Below are 14709 nucleotides of genomic sequence, written 5' to 3'. Positions count from 1 at the left end.
ATGTTTTTTTATTTATGTAACTTTAACTGAATCCGTTTTCTAGTAACATCTACTTCTAAAACCTTAACTATAATCTGTTGGTGTAAATGCACGTGCTCATTCACATCTTTTACAAAGCTATCTGAAAGATTTGAAACATGAATCAATCCACTTTCTTTAATTCCAATATCTACAAAACAACCAAAATTTGTAATGTTATTTACGATTCCTGGAAGAAGTTGTCCAGAATGCAAATCAGCTATATTTTTTATATTTTGATTAAAGGCAAACACTTTAGCTTGTTCACGAATATCTAAACCAGGCTTTTCCAATTCTTTAATAATATCTTCTAGTGTTGGCAACCCTACGGTTTCAGTACAATACTTTTTTAGGTCTATGCTTTGAAGCACACTTTTATTTCCTATTAATTCAGACAGAGAAACCTTCAAATCTTTAGCCATTTTTTCTACAATCTTATAACTCTCAGGATGCACGGATGAATCGTCTAAAGGATTTTTAGCTGCTTTTATTCTTAAAAAAGCGGCACTTTGCTCAAAAGCTTTCCCGCCTAAACGTGGTACTTTTTTAATCTCTGCTCTAGAACCAAAGCTGCCATTTTCTATTCTGTAATTAAAAATATTTTCGGCTAATTTTGGTCCAATTCCAGAAACGTAGCTCAACAAAGACTTACTTGCTGTATTAACATTAACGCCCACTGCATTAACACAATTCTCAACTGTTAAGCCTAATGATTTTTGAAGTTTATGTTGATCGACATCATGCTGATACTGCCCTACTCCTATAGATTTTGCATCAATCTTTACCAATTCGGCAAGAGGGTCTTGTAAACGCCTACCTATAGATACAGATCCACGTACCGTAACATCATAATCAGGAAACTCTTCTCGTGCAATTTTTGATGCAGAATAGATACTTGCGCCAGCCTCACTAACAACAAAGACTTGAACCTCTGTTTTAAAACGCATTTTACGCACCAAAGCTTCCGTTTCTCTGGAAGCGGTTCCATTTCCTATAGCTATGGCTTCTATCTTATAAGCATCGACTAAAGAACTCATTTTTTTTATCGCTCCCAGACTGTCATTTTTTGGAGGATGCGGATAAATAGTTTCATTATATTTTAAGTTCCCTTGGGCATCCAAACAAACAAGCTTACAACCTGTTCTAAACCCAGGATCTATCGCTAAAACGCGCTTCTCGCCCACAGGAGCCCCTAGCAATAATTGCTTTAAATTCTTGGTAAAAACAGTTATTGCAGATGCGTCTGCTTTATCTTTTGCATGGTGTAGTGCCTCCTTACTTAATGAAGGAAATAACAAGCGTTTATAGGCATCAGAAATTGCCAATTCTAACTGATCTGCACACGCATTATCACTACGTATAATTTTATGATCAATACGCTCTAAAGCACGGACATCGTCAACCTCAATTTTTACGCGTATGTAACCTTCACTTTCTGCTCTTAAAATAGCAAGCAATCTATGAGAAGGTATGCGACTTAATGCTTCTTCCCATTCAAAATAATCCCTAAACTTCTGTGCTTTTTCATCATCGGCCTTCGTTTTAACTACTTTTGTAGAAATCATAGCATAACGCTCCAGCTGATTTCTAAAATTATTTCGAATATCGGTACGCTCGTTTATCCATTCAGAAATAATATGCCGTGCCCCTTCCAGAGCACTATTTACACTAGCGACATCTCCAGTAACGTACTTATTAGCAATAGCATCTATATCTTTTGCTTTTTGCCCCATAATAATCTTAGCCAAAGGCTCTAATCCATTTTTACGAGCTGTTTCAGCTTTAGTCTTCCGTTTCTTTTTATACGGCAAATATAGATCTTCTAAAGTTGCAAGATCCATCGTATTACCTAACTTCAGTTTTAATTCATCATTTAAAACGCCTTGTTCTTCGAGCGCTTTAAAAATAGCTGTTTTTCTTTTTTCTATGGCTTCAAATTGCTCCTTGTATTTAACAATATCGGCAATTTGTACTTCATCTAGATTACCTGTTCGCTCTTTTCTATAACGTGAAATGAAAGGGATTGTACAGTCTTCATTTAAAAGTGTAATCGTATTTTTTATTGAAGTCTCAGATAGTTGCGTCTTTGAGGTTATGAAACCTATTAATTGAATCATTACAGTGTAAATTTTAAAGAAGCAATGTAATTACTAGTCCCTAAATAAACAATAAAAACTATCAAATATCCATTTATAATAAAGTGATGCGCTTCACTATTATCTTTTTCAGGCATAGTGAATCCCCTTTACTAAATAAAGGCTTTTATACAAACTAAAAAACACACCCTAACTTAGTATATCAATATTAATTTATAAATTTTATAATATTACAGCTTTTACCTACTTTGTTCACGACTCCTAAAAACAGATTGTTTTTATACTGAAATAAGTTTTTTGTATTTATATCCCTTTCCTTACCATCTAAATATTTTGAAATCTTATGAAAAACATCATCAGAAACAGAGTCGTTTACAAAGTTAAAATTTTCATTAAAAACTGCTGAAATCGTATGATCAACAATCTCTTTTTCGGTATCATAAAAACCAATAAAAGAACTTGTTAACGAGACATAATTAAAAACTATATTTCCTCTAGCACTCATTGAAATTGTGGCAAAGTTATTTCCCGGCATAGCATAATTATAACTCGGTTCTTTATAAATCTCATAAGAACCAACATTTAGTTTAAACCCCTGAGTAGACTTCTTAGCCCTAATTCCCATAATTTTACTAGCGGCGTTTTTTAAAAAGTTTTTTGTATCTCGCTTCTCTTTATTACTTGGTAATACTGATGCGGTCTCATTTAAGATTAATTTACGCCCTTTCTTGATTACCACTTCTTTTATTTGGTCTAAATTATTTAAATTTTTGATACTGAAAATAAAATTATTTTTAATAATTGAGGCTTGAAATATAATATCATCGACAATAAAAGAATTACTATTTTTAAATTTCAGAGCCCTGTCGTCTTTTTGATTCTGCATAACCTTACTTAGAGAATACGTAAAATCTTTTAAATTAAGCTTGATTATTTGTGTATACCCAAAATAATTATCTAGTGTGAATGTAACCATTTCATTACGAGGATAAACTTTAACCTTACGAAAAGAGTTTTGTAACGTATTTGGAACTTTATTACTTATTTTTGGTATTTCTTTTTCACCATTTACTTTAAACAGGTCGTATAAAGGAGTATTGTAATTAAACCTATTTACAAATTACTGCCTTGACAGGTCTATGATTTGTTTCTTATAAGAACCCTCTGTATCAAACACATAAACATTAAATATTGAACTATTTAAGCTGAGCGTTATTATTTGAAATGTATTATTATACATAAAAGCCTGAAGAAACTTCTCGCCTTCCAACTGTAAACTAATTTCCTTCGCTATGGACACATTATTTTCAAAATCGAAAGACTGCACACCAAAACTTGACTTGCGTTTATTTGAAAAATAAAGACTATGTTTTGAATCGGAAACGGCATTACCAAGAAAATGCTTGTATTTTTTCGGCAAAGAATGTGCTGTTTTTAATTCCCCTACTGCTATATATTTTGCATTTAATAAATAGCCATATATCGTATCCGCATCCTATAAATATATGGCTAATTTATCCGTATTCTGATCTACTGAAGAAAAGGTCTTTTTAATTTTTGAATTACTGGTTTTTAAACTATTCTCTATAGTTTTAACCTTTTGCTGAGAAAAAAGAGAAAATGTAATAAGAAAAGCAAAAAAAAATAAAAATTTATTCATTATTTAATTTAATTCGCTTAACTAATATGTAATCCGTTATTAACGCTAGTATCATCTGGGTTTACAAACACCAATTTACCTTCAGCAGTTTCCGTCATTAAAATCATCCCTTGACTTTCTACTCCTCTTAATTTTCTTGGTGCTAAATTTACTAAAACAGTCACTTTTTTACCAACAACCGATTCTGGTGTAAAACTTCCTGCAATACCAGAAACTATAGTTCTTACATCTATTCCTGTATCTACTTTTAAAACTAAAAGCTTTTTCGTTTTCGGCATTTTTTCTGCTTCTAAAATAGTTCCAACACGAATATCAAGCTTAGTAAAATCTTCAAAAGCAATGGTGTCTTTTTGAGGCTCTATAACTTTATTAGCAGCTTCGTTTGCCTTTTTACTGGCTTCCAATTTATCTAATTGTACTTGTATCTCTTTATCTTCAATTTTAGAGAATAGTAATTCAGACTGCCCTAATTGATGCCCAGCTGGCAATAGTACCGCCTCTGTAGCAATGGCTTCCCAAGCATTCCCCTCTGTGTTCAATATATTTTTTAGCTTAGTAGAAGTAAACGGTAAAAAAGGTTCACTTAAAGTCGCTAAAGCAGATGCAATTTGTAACGCGACATACATAATGGTCTGGGTACGTGCTTCATCTACTTTTATAACCTTCCAAGGTTCTTCGTCTGCTAAATATTTATTCCCCAACCTAGCCAAATTCATTAATTCCTGACTAGCTTCTCTAAAACGGTAACGCTCTATAGCGCTAGAAATAACTGAAGGATAAGCTTTTATTGCAGCTAGTGTCGTTTCATCTATTGGAGACAACTCGTTTGGTGAAGGCACAATACCATTATAATATTTGGTAGTTAATACTGCTACTCGATTAATAAAATTACCAAAAATGGCAACGAGCTCATTATTATTTCTTGCCTGAAAATCTTTCCAAGTAAAGTCGTTATCCTTAGTTTCAGGAGCATTTGCAGTTAAGGCGTAACGTAGCACGTCTTGTTTATCTGGAAAATCTTCTAAATATTCTGGTAACCAAACAGCCCAGTTTTTTGAGGTAGATAATTTATTACCTTCTAAATTTAGGAATTCATTAGCAGGAACATTGTCTGGTAAAATATAAGAACCTTCTGCTTTAAGCATAGAAGGAAAAATAATACAGTGAAATACAATATTATCCTTTCCTATAAAATGCACTAGTTTTGTGTCTTTATCTTTCCAATAAGGTTCCCAATCTTTATTTTCTTTAGCGGCCCATTCTTTGGTTGCCGAAATATAACCTATAGGAGCATCAAACCACACATAGAGTACTTTCCCTTCTCCTCCTTCTACAGGAACAGGAATTCCCCAATCTAAATCTCGCGTTACAGCTCTTGGTCGCAAACCCTCTGTAACCCAAGACTTAACTTGCCCATAAACATTAGATTTCCAATCCTTTTCATGGCCTTTTAAAATCCACTCTTTTAAAAACGCCTCATGTTTATTTAACGGCAAATACCAGTGCTTAGTTTCTTTTAAACTTGGCACGTTTCCTGTAATTGCAGATTTAGGGTTTATAAGATCTGTTGCATTGTGACTTGTCCCGCAACTTTCACATTGGTCGCCATAACTTTCTTCATTGCCACATTTAGGGCACGTTCCAATAACAAATCTATCGGCTAAAAATTGATTCGCTTCAGCATCATATAATTGCTCAGAGACTTCTTCTACAAATTCATTTTTATCGTATAAAGTTTTAAAAAAATCTGATGCTGTATCATGATGAATTTTCGCAGAGGTACGAGAATAATTATCGAAAGTAATTCCGAAGTCTTCAAAAGATTTTTTAATAATCTTATGATATTTATCTACAATATCTTGAGGACTCACTCCTTCCTTTTTAGCTTTAATGGTAATAGGAACACCATGTTCGTCACTTCCGCAAATAAAAGCAACATCATTCCCTGTTAATCGCTTATAACGCGCATAAATATCTGCTGGCACATAAACCCCTGCTAAATGCCCAATATGAATGGGTCCGTTAGTATAAGGTAATGCTGCCGTAATTGTATATCTTTTTGACATTTTTTTTCTTTTGAAGCCGTAAAAGTACGCATTTTGACTCCGATTTAGAAAAAAAATGTACATTTACAATATGTCAAAAAACACATTAATCACAGTGTTGTGTTGTGTTCTTTTCTGTTTTGAAAGCACAAATGTAACCTCACAAAACAATACAACACCAAAAACAAACAAGACTTTGATACAACCGCCTTATTTAAAAGCAGGTGATACTGTTGCTATTGTTGCGCCTTCGGGAGTTTTAAAAAACAGAGATAGAGAGATCGCACAGGCCAAAAAACTTTTAAAAGACTGGGGCTTAAATGTAATTATTGGCAACAATGTATTTAACCAAAATAATCACTTTGCTGGAACAGACGAACAACGTTGTGAGGATTTTCAAAAAGCACTAGACAATCCAAACATAAAAGCCATTTGGAATGCCAGAGGTGGTTATGGCTCCGTTAGAATATTAGACAAATTAGATTACATCAAATTTAAAGAACACCCGAAATGGATTATTGGATATTCGGACATTACAGCGCTACACAATCAAATACACAATCTTGGTGTAGAAAGCATACATGGGTTAATGTGTGTGAACTTAACTGAAGATTTGGAAGACATAAAAGAAAGTATTACTACATATAAATCGGCAATTTTCGGAAAGCCAATAACTTACAAAATAAAAAGCTCTAAGTTTAATAAAACAGGCAGTACTTCGGGACAACTAGTTGGAGGAAACCTAACTATTTTACATACAATGTTAGGCTCTAATACAAGTTTGGATATGAATGGAAAAATCCTATTTCTTGAAGAAATAGGAGAATATGCTTACCATATAGATCGTATGTTGCAAAGTTTAAAACGCGCTGGTTATTTTGAAAACTGCAACGGCCTTATTATTGGTGACATTTCTAAAGTTAGAAAAAACACAACCCCTTGGGGAAAACCAGTACAGCAGTTAATTTTAGATGTTCTTGCAGATTATGATTTTCCTATTGCGTTTAATATGCCTGCGGGACACGAAAAGGACAATCGTGCACTAATTTTAGGAAGGACGCTAACACTGAATGTTGACAACAACAAAACGACCATTGTTTTTAATGATTAAATAAAGACACATCATAGCTTAACAAAAAAGAAATGGCACAACATAATGAGCTTGGTAAAAAAGGAGAACAACTGGCTGTAGAGTTTCTTCTGAAGAAGGGCTACAAAATTATAGAGCGTAACTACCGTTTTAACAAAGCTGAAGTAGATATTATAGCACAAACAGAAGACGTTTTAGCAATAGTAGAAGTAAAGACGCGTTCTACATCAGATTTCGGAAATCCGCAAGACTTTGTAAAACCCAAACAAATGCAACGCCTTGTTAAAGCGGTTGACGAATACGTAACGGCAAATAAATTAAATGTTGAAGTGCGTTTTGATATTATTGCCATTATAAAAAAAGCCAAACATTTTAGCATTGAACACTTGGAAAATGCATTCTATCATTTTTAAGCATGCACATTAACGCTCTATTAAAACAAAATGCCTTTTCTAATATGTTCTAAAAAAAGTAAGAACAAAGCCTAACAAAGCCCCTACAACTATTGTCCAAATGGGGTTAATTTTTGTTCGAAACACCATAAAAGCAGTCGTTAGAGCTATTACCATACCTTTCCAATCCACTAATGTTTCCTTTGCCATTACAAAGAGTACAGCCAACATTACGGCAACTGCCGCAACATTTACAGCATCTAAAAAATAACGCAACACTCTTGATTTACGCATTCGCCCTATAAATGGATTCAATATTAAAACAAATAAGAATGAGGGTAAAAATATACCTGTAGTTGCAGCTAAAGCACCTGCAAAACCTGATAATTGATAGCCTATAAATGTTGATGTTGATAAAACAGGCCCAGGGGTAAACTGACCAACAGCTATAGCATCTATAAGCTCGCCTCTTGTTAACCATCCTGTAGTTACTAACTCTGCATCTAAATAAGCAAATAAAACATAACCGCTACCGTATAAAATGGCTCCAACTTTTAAAAACACAAAAAAAACATTAAGTGCAGAAACTTTAAAAAATGAGGCCCCGATACCAAAAGAGATAAAAAGAGGAGAAATACCATTTAAATTTGAGCTTGATTTTTCCTTGATATAAAAATACAACATCCCTAAAACTCCAGCTGAGAGTAACGCAAGCACCTCATTAACACCCAATAAACTAGCGATTAAAACTAAAGTTCCTAAAACAGCTAATTCTTTTGTTTTCACAGCTTTTTTACCCAACTTAAGAATTGCCGATGCAATAATTGCCAAAACTGCAGGTTTTATGCCATAAACAAAAGGTTCTACTTGAGGTAAATTTCCATATTCTACATATAGATAGGCCAATAGTCCTGTAATAACTATCGCTGGAAAAATAAATGCAATACCTGCAACAAACAAACCTGCATTTCCTGCACGTTGGTGTCCACAATGCATTGTCATTTCTGTTGAATTTGGTCCAGGAATTAAGTTTGTGGTTCCTATAAGATCCAAAAAGTAATCTCTTGTCATCCATTTTCGTTTAACTACAACTTCGTTTTCCATCATAGCTATATGGGCCGCGGGTCCTCCAAAAGCAAAACAGCCTAATTTAAAGAACACTAAAGCAACCTCTTTGAGAGATTTATTCATCAAAAATCTAGTATTATTTTTTAACTTTAAAAATATCTAAGCACAAGTTATAAGTGCAAGACTATTTTAAATATTCGTCTTGCATAAAAATTTAGCAACAACCGACTTTAAAACAAAGGTATCAAATTCAACGTCTCTTACAAACTGGTTTTTATACAAAAAAAAACAGTTTCTATTATTCTCCTAAAAAAGGGAATCTTCGGTTTCATCAGTTTAAGGAGGTTAATTATTTGGGGGCTCTAATATAGAATCTTAAATGTATTGCCCTCTTTTCTGTTTTTTTAAATATAAGCACTAATATTATCTAAGAGATAAAATAGAATCTTTTTTTTAATATATTTTGTTCTAAAACTTCTTAATCTAATTTTAAAACCCAATCTATTTTTACTTATTTTATTGAATTTCAGGATTTTTAAATCAAAAAACTATTTTATTAATTCTTTCAAAACATTTGAATGAAGGACATCATTAAAATTCATATATTTATAAAACATTAGAAATAATACAAACAGAAAAAATTGATCACAAAAAAAACACCTTTTCAGCCTCATATTACTTCTATTTCAAATTTAATTTTATGAAAACCATGTTAAGTAAAAAAGCAAAAAATAATGTAATGCTTATTATGAGCATTGTATTAAGCATTCCTGTAGTCATTAACTTAATTTTCGACAATGCTATAGGTAATAATGACCTTAATAGCACATTAGGTTCTGCAGCAGTTATATTTATAGCCATCTATTTTTGGGGGAGATATAAAATGAATTAAGTCTATAACTTTCCTTTAAACTCAAAAAACGGATTCACTTATTTTTTTGTAAAAACTATGGTTTTGAACCCTTCATTGAAAGCTTGCCACAAGATTATGCAAGCATTTTTGGAGAGGAAGGCATTAATTTGTCTGGTGGTCAAAAGCAAATATTGCCCCTAATAAGAACCTTGCACAAAAAGCCTCAATTATTAATTCTTGATGAGTTTACCTCTGCTATGGATAGGAAAACTAAAAAATTTGTATTGAACTTATTAAGCAAATTCATTTCACACAGATTACAGTCCTTGAAGCATTTGGCAGACCGAATCCACATCATAGAAAACAAATATGGAACGCACGATAAACTATTAGAAACCAATAATTTTTATAGCGCCTTTTGGAATGATTTAAAACTGAAAAGCGATTAAAAAAACCCCAAGCTAAAGACAAAACAATCCTTTTGTAAAATTTATTTTCAAAAAAAACCGAATCTCGAAATCCATTATGCAAATTATTTCGTATTTATGTTAAAAATATAAAACAGTATTTATGAGAATTATTTCAATTGCATTATTATCTCTTTTAATAATGACATCATGTGTTTCCAAGAAAAAATATTTAGCATTGGAAAAAGAAAAGGGCGAATTGACAAATGAACTTACTAAAACTAAGGTTGAAAAAGACGATTTAGAAGCAAAATTCAATAAAATTGAAGCGAGAGTAGAAGAATATAACACCAAAATTAACTCATTAACAGAAAATGTAGAGGTTCTAAAATTAGAAAACGACTCTAAAGTAGCTATTTCTGATGATGGCGCGGTTGCTTCTACCATTACAAAACGCAAAATGCGTGAAACATTGAAAAATGTAGATCCAAAAAAATTAAGCGAAGCTAAAACGCTAAAAGATTCTATGAATTTAGCTGTAGATTATCACCTAAGTAAAGCGATAGATACTAGCGCTTTAAATGAAGATGAAGATATCGCTGTTGATATTAACGAAACAGTTGTTATGATTTCTATTTCTGATAAAATGTTATTTAATAGCGGTAGCTACAGAATAAGTTCAAAAGCTAACAAAATTTTACAAAAACTAGCAGACGTTATTAACTCTGAGCCTAGTATTGATGTAATGGTAGAAGGTCATACAGATTCTAGAACTATTAGCACAGGAAAAATAGCAGACAACTGGGATTTAAGTGTACTTAGAGCGACTTCTGTAGTTCGTAAATTACAAAAAGATTACGGTGTTGCTCCAGAAAAATTAATTGCATCTGGAAGAAGTAGCTACCACCCTTTAACTGGAAATGAAACAAAAGATGGTCGTTCTAAAAACAGACGTACTCGAATTATAATCTTACCAAACATTAATAAGTTTTTCGCATTGATGTCATCTACAGATGATAAATAAAATTAACTTATATATTTTTACTAATAAAAGCATCCTAATTAGGATGCTTTTATGTTTTATACCCCTTGCTTGTTCACCGCTTTCCTTTTTAAAGTCCTTTTATTTATTTTCTCAAAGACTTACTAATACCGGCACGCTTTTAATGAGAATTCACCTTTAAGTTTTCGAAACAAAATAAGCCTCATCCACCTTTTTAAATTTACATATATAATTTATTAGTAAGATTTTAAGCATGCTATATTCTAACAAACTTACTGATCGTTTCAGCTATTAATAGCAAACAAAAAAAGCATCCTAATTAGGATGCTTTTTTTGTTTAATTATTCTTATTATTCAACAGGCTTTTTGCTAAAGTCCTTCTTTTATTCAATTACGAACCGCACATTAAACAATCGTCCCCTTCTCCACTTTTAGCTTGTGCAATAAGCGCTTTCATTTCTTCTGCCGTCATTGGCTCTACTACTTCTGTTTTTTCTTTAGCAAATTTAGCCGCTGTATTTACTGCTTTCTGTTGTTTTTTTACAACTTCTGCTTCCACTACTTTAACAGGTTGTTCTACCGGCTCTGTTTTTTTAGCTTTTGTTACCGTAAACTTAATAGCATCTACAGCACTTTTGGTACGCAAATAATACATTCCTGTCTTCAAACCACTTTTCCATGCATAAAAGTGCATAGAGGTTAGTTTTGCCATTGTAGCACCTTCTAAAAATAGATTCAACGATTGAGACTGATCAATAAAATACCCGCGCTGACGCGACATATCAATAATATCTTTCATACTCAATTCCCAAACCGTTTTATATAAATCCTTTATATCTTGAGGGATACTATCCACAGCTTGAATAGACCCATTAGCTCTCATTATCTCATTCTTTAAATCTTCATTCCAAAGCCCTAATTCTACTAAGTCCTCTAATAAATGCTTATTAACCACAATAAACTCTCCAGACAACACTCGTCGTGTATAGATATTTGAGGTATAAGGTTCGAAACATTCATTATTCCCTAAAATTTGAGATGTTGATGCTGTTGGCATAGGTGCAACCAGTAATGAATTACGAACACCATGTTTAAGCACCTTTTGGCGTAATTTATCCCAATCCCAAAGTCCGCTTAACTCACTATCTTCTATCCCCCAAAGGTTGTATTGAAACTCTCCTTTACTTATTGGGGAACCTTGATAACTCTCATAAGGGCCATCTGCTTTAGCTTCTTCCATTGAAGCTGTAACCGCTGCAAAATATAGGGTTTCAAAAATGTCTTTATTAAGTTTTTTTGCTGCTTCACTTGTAAAAGGCATTCTTAATTTAATAAAAGTATCTGCTAATCCTTGCACTCCTAAGCCAACCGGCCTATGGCGAAAATTAGAATTCTCAGCTTCTTCTACAGGGTAATAATTTCTATCGATTACACGATTTAGGTTTTTTGTAACCCGCTTTGTAATTCTAAACAATTCTTTATGGTCAAATGCTCCATTTTTAACAAACATAGGTAAAGCAATAGAAGCCAAGTTACATACAGCAACTTCATCTGGAGATGTGTACTCCATGATTTCTGTACACAAGTTAGATGAGCGTATAGTCCCTAGGTTTTTCTGATTAGATTTTCGGTTTGCCGCATCTTTGTATAACATATAAGGAGTCCCCGTTTCGATTTGAGATTCCAGTATTTTCTCCCATAATTCACGCGCTTTTATTGTTTTTCGTCCTTTTCCTTCTGATTCATACTTCTCATATAATGTTTCAAATTCTTCACTATGCACATCACACAATCCAGGACATTCGTTTGGACACATTAATGTCCAATTCGTATCGTCTTGTACACGTTTCATAAATAAATCGGGCATCCACATAGCATAGAACAAATCGCGTGCACGCATTTCTTCTTTACCGTGATTTTTCTTAAGGTCTAGAAAATCAAAAATATCTGCATGCCACGGTTCTATATACATTGCAAAACTCCCTTTTCGCTTTCCTCCACCTTGATCCACATAACGCGCAGTATCATTAAAAACCTGCAACATTGGAACAATACCATTACTTGTCCCATTGGTTCCTGCTATGTAACTTCCTGTAGCGCGTACATTATGAATAGACAAGCCTATACCTCCTGCCGACTGTGAAATTCTAGCGGTTTGTTTTAATGTATCATAAATACCATCAATACTATCGTCTTTCATTGTTAACAAAAAACAAGAAGACATTTGAGGTTTTGGAGTTCCTGAATTAAACAATGTTGGCGTTGCATGTGTAAAATATTTTTTAGACATTAACTCATAGGTCTCTATAGCGGCGTCCAAATCATTTAAATGAATTCCTATAGAAACACGCATTAACATATGCTGTGGTCGTTCAGCTATTTTCCCATTAAGCTTTAAAAGATATGAACGTTCTAGAGTTTTAAAGCCAAAATAATCATATCCAAAATCTCTATTGTATATAATTGTTGAGTCTAGACGCTCTTTATTGTCCATTATTACTTGATATACATCGTCTGCTAGAAGCGGAGCTTTTTTTCCTGTTCTAGGGTTTATGTACTCATACAAGTCATGCATAACATCACTGAATGATTTTTTGGTATTTTTATGCAAGTTTGAAACAGATATTCGTGCAGCCAAACGCGCATAATCTGGATGAGCAGTCGTCATTGTTGCCGCTACTTCTGATGCTAAATTATCTAACTCGCTCGTTGTTACACCATCATACAAGCCTTCTATAACTCGCATTGCTACTTTTAAAGGGTCTACTAGTTCGTTTAAACCATAGCATAATTTACGTACTCTCGCAGTAATCTTGTCGAACATTATCTGTTCTTTTCTTCCGTCTCTTTTTATTACAAACATACTTTACACTTTTTTATATTTTCTGAACGCACATTCAGAAAAAGGATTTGTTGGTTCTCCTGAATATATAATACTGCGCATTAAAGCGAATTACATATTCAAGTAATGAATTAATTATAAATGGGACTAATTGAGTTTCTATCTAGCACATTAGATTTTACAGAAACGCTTAGTTCTATTTTTTAAATGGTTTTATAAGGGATTCTTTTATATAGAGATGATGATACTTATTTAAAAATCAGCATCAAAACTGAATTTATCATCTTCTTCTTCTTTGTTAAGCACACCTGCTTTTTGATATTCTGACACTCGCTTTTCGAAAAAATTTGTTTTTCCTTGGAGTGAAATCATATCCATAAAATCAAAGGGGTTTGGTGTATTGTATTCTTTTTCACAGCCTAATTCACCTAAGAGTCTATCTGTTACAAACTCTAAATACTGTTTCATTAACTTCGCGTTCATACCTATTAAACTTGCAGGTAGCGATTCTGTAATAAATTCTCTTTCAATATCAAGAGCATCGATAAGAATTTCTCTTATTCTTTCTTTTGGCACTTTATTTATCAAATGTTTCTCATGTAGATGTACCGCAAAATCACAATGCACACCTTCATCTCTAGAAATCAATTCATTAGAAAAAGTTAAACCAGGCATTAAACCTCGTTTTTTTAACCAAAAAATAGAACAAAAAGCTCCTGAGAAGAAAATACCTTCTACGGCTGCAAATGCAATTAAACGCTCCGCAAAACTTGGCGAATCTATCCATTTAAGTGCCCAATCTGCTTTTTTCTTAATTGCAGGGAAATTTTCTATAGCATGAAATAAATTATCTTTTTCTTTTTCATCTTTTACATAAGTATCAATCAATAATGAATAAGTTTCGCTATGAATATTCTCCATCATTATTTGAAAGCCATAAAAGAATTTTGCTTCACTATATTGCACTTCATTAACAAAGTTCTCTGCTAAATTTTCGTTAACAATACCATCACTTGCAGCAAAAAATGCTAAAATATGTTTTATAAAATAGCGCTCATCGTCATTTAGTTTATCTCTCCAATCTGTAAGATCTTGATGTAAATCTATTTCCTCGGCCGTCCAAAAACTTGCTTCCGACTTCTTATACCATTCCCAAATATCGTGGTGCTGGATAGGAAATATAACAAATCTATCTTTATTTTCTTGCAATATTGGTTCAACGTTTTGAGACATAT

General features: G+C 32.9%; 12 protein-coding genes. 5 read left to right on the top strand and 7 right to left on the bottom strand.

Going from position 1 to position 14709, the window contains the following annotated elements:
* Positions 1 to 8: 8 nt before the first annotated feature.
* From AC2D8I_RS06365 to metG, 4 genes are all read right to left on the bottom strand, one after another.
* Positions 9 to 2135, bottom strand: coding sequence for a Tex family protein (locus tag AC2D8I_RS06365; RefSeq protein WP_484705157.1), 2127 nt, complete (start codon positions 2133 to 2135; stop codon positions 9 to 11).
* Positions 2136 to 2322: 187 nt separating this feature from the next.
* Positions 2323 to 3090, bottom strand: coding sequence for a hypothetical protein (locus AC2D8I_RS06360; protein ID WP_484705156.1), 768 nt, complete (start codon positions 3088 to 3090; stop codon positions 2323 to 2325).
* A 144-nt stretch (positions 3091 to 3234) separates the two neighbouring features.
* Positions 3235 to 3534, bottom strand: coding sequence for a hypothetical protein (locus AC2D8I_RS06355; RefSeq protein WP_484705155.1), 300 nt, complete (start codon positions 3532 to 3534; stop codon positions 3235 to 3237).
* Positions 3535 to 3791: 257 nt separating this feature from the next.
* Positions 3792 to 5840, bottom strand: coding sequence for a methionine--tRNA ligase (metG, locus tag AC2D8I_RS06350; protein WP_484705154.1), 2049 nt, complete (start codon positions 5838 to 5840; stop codon positions 3792 to 3794).
* A gap of 70 nt (positions 5841 to 5910) precedes the next feature.
* Between metG and AC2D8I_RS06345 the strand changes: the two genes are divergently transcribed.
* Together AC2D8I_RS06345 and AC2D8I_RS06340 are read left to right on the top strand one after the other, a co-directional pair.
* The gene (locus tag AC2D8I_RS06345; protein ID WP_484705153.1) at positions 5911 to 6930 is read left to right on the top strand and encodes a S66 peptidase family protein; all 1020 of its coding nucleotides are present in this window, start codon (positions 5911 to 5913) and stop codon (positions 6928 to 6930) included.
* Positions 6931 to 6962: 32 nt separating this feature from the next.
* Positions 6963 to 7322, top strand: coding sequence for a YraN family protein (locus tag AC2D8I_RS06340; protein ID WP_484705152.1), 360 nt, complete (start codon positions 6963 to 6965; stop codon positions 7320 to 7322).
* 39 nt (positions 7323 to 7361) lie between these two features.
* Here AC2D8I_RS06340 and chrA read toward each other — a convergent pair whose 3' ends face one another.
* On the bottom strand, positions 7362 to 8492 hold the full coding sequence (gene chrA, locus AC2D8I_RS06335; RefSeq protein WP_484705151.1) for a chromate efflux transporter: 1131 nt from the start codon (positions 8490 to 8492) through the stop codon (positions 7362 to 7364).
* A 577-nt stretch (positions 8493 to 9069) separates the two neighbouring features.
* Here chrA and AC2D8I_RS06330 point away from each other — a divergent pair.
* The 3 genes from AC2D8I_RS06330 (at position 9070) to AC2D8I_RS06320 (ending at position 10653) form a co-directional block, all read left to right on the top strand.
* On the top strand, positions 9070 to 9261 hold the full coding sequence (locus AC2D8I_RS06330) for a hypothetical protein (protein ID WP_484705150.1): 192 nt from the start codon (positions 9070 to 9072) through the stop codon (positions 9259 to 9261).
* Between the two features lie 83 nt (positions 9262 to 9344).
* A complete protein-coding gene (locus tag AC2D8I_RS06325; protein WP_484705149.1) occupies positions 9345 to 9671 on the top strand; it encodes an ATP-binding cassette domain-containing protein in 327 nt (108 codons plus the stop codon).
* A gap of 121 nt (positions 9672 to 9792) precedes the next feature.
* On the top strand, positions 9793 to 10653 hold the full coding sequence (locus AC2D8I_RS06320) for an OmpA/MotB family protein (RefSeq protein ID WP_484705148.1): 861 nt from the start codon (positions 9793 to 9795) through the stop codon (positions 10651 to 10653).
* Between the two features lie 370 nt (positions 10654 to 11023).
* Here the strand turns inward: AC2D8I_RS06320 and AC2D8I_RS06315 are convergent, their stop codons facing one another.
* Both AC2D8I_RS06315 and AC2D8I_RS06310 read right to left on the bottom strand, forming a co-directional pair.
* Positions 11024 to 13495, bottom strand: a complete 2472-nt coding sequence (locus tag AC2D8I_RS06315) for a ribonucleoside-diphosphate reductase subunit alpha (protein ID WP_484705147.1) — start codon at positions 13493 to 13495, stop codon at positions 11024 to 11026.
* Between the two features lie 231 nt (positions 13496 to 13726).
* Positions 13727 to 14707: a ribonucleotide-diphosphate reductase subunit beta gene (locus AC2D8I_RS06310; RefSeq protein ID WP_484705146.1), complete on the bottom strand. Its 981-nt coding sequence runs from the start codon at positions 14705 to 14707 to the stop codon at positions 13727 to 13729.
* Positions 14708 to 14709: the final 2 nt, after the last annotated feature.

It is taken from the genome of Lacinutrix sp. YIN62 (assembly GCF_057219185.1).
Note: the sequence above shows the minus strand (reverse complement) of the source record. Positions and strands in the feature narration are given on the sequence as shown.

Excerpts from the sequence above, each read along its gene's own strand:
- AC2D8I_RS06315 (WP_484705147.1), bottom strand. The coding sequence starts at position 13,495 with ATGTTTGTAATAAAAAGAGACGGAAGAAAAGAACAGATAATGTTCGAC.
- chrA (WP_484705151.1), bottom strand. The coding sequence starts at position 8,492 with ATGAATAAATCTCTCAAAGAGGTTGCTTTAGTGTTCTTTAAATTAGGC.
- AC2D8I_RS06340 (WP_484705152.1), top strand. The coding sequence starts at position 6,963 with ATGGCACAACATAATGAGCTTGGTAAAAAAGGAGAACAACTGGCTGTA.
- metG (WP_484705154.1), bottom strand. The coding sequence starts at position 5,840 with ATGTCAAAAAGATATACAATTACGGCAGCATTACCTTATACTAACGGA.
- AC2D8I_RS06360 (WP_484705156.1), bottom strand. The coding sequence starts at position 3,090 with ATGGTTACATTCACACTAGATAATTATTTTGGGTATACACAAATAATC.
- AC2D8I_RS06345 (WP_484705153.1), top strand. The coding sequence starts at position 5,911 with ATGTCAAAAAACACATTAATCACAGTGTTGTGTTGTGTTCTTTTCTGT.
- AC2D8I_RS06330 (WP_484705150.1), top strand. The coding sequence starts at position 9,070 with ATGAAAACCATGTTAAGTAAAAAAGCAAAAAATAATGTAATGCTTATT.
- AC2D8I_RS06365 (WP_484705157.1), bottom strand. The coding sequence starts at position 2,135 with ATGATTCAATTAATAGGTTTCATAACCTCAAAGACGCAACTATCTGAG.
- AC2D8I_RS06320 (WP_484705148.1), top strand. The coding sequence starts at position 9,793 with ATGAGAATTATTTCAATTGCATTATTATCTCTTTTAATAATGACATCA.
- AC2D8I_RS06310 (WP_484705146.1), bottom strand. The coding sequence starts at position 14,707 with ATGTCTCAAAACGTTGAACCAATATTGCAAGAAAATAAAGATAGATTT.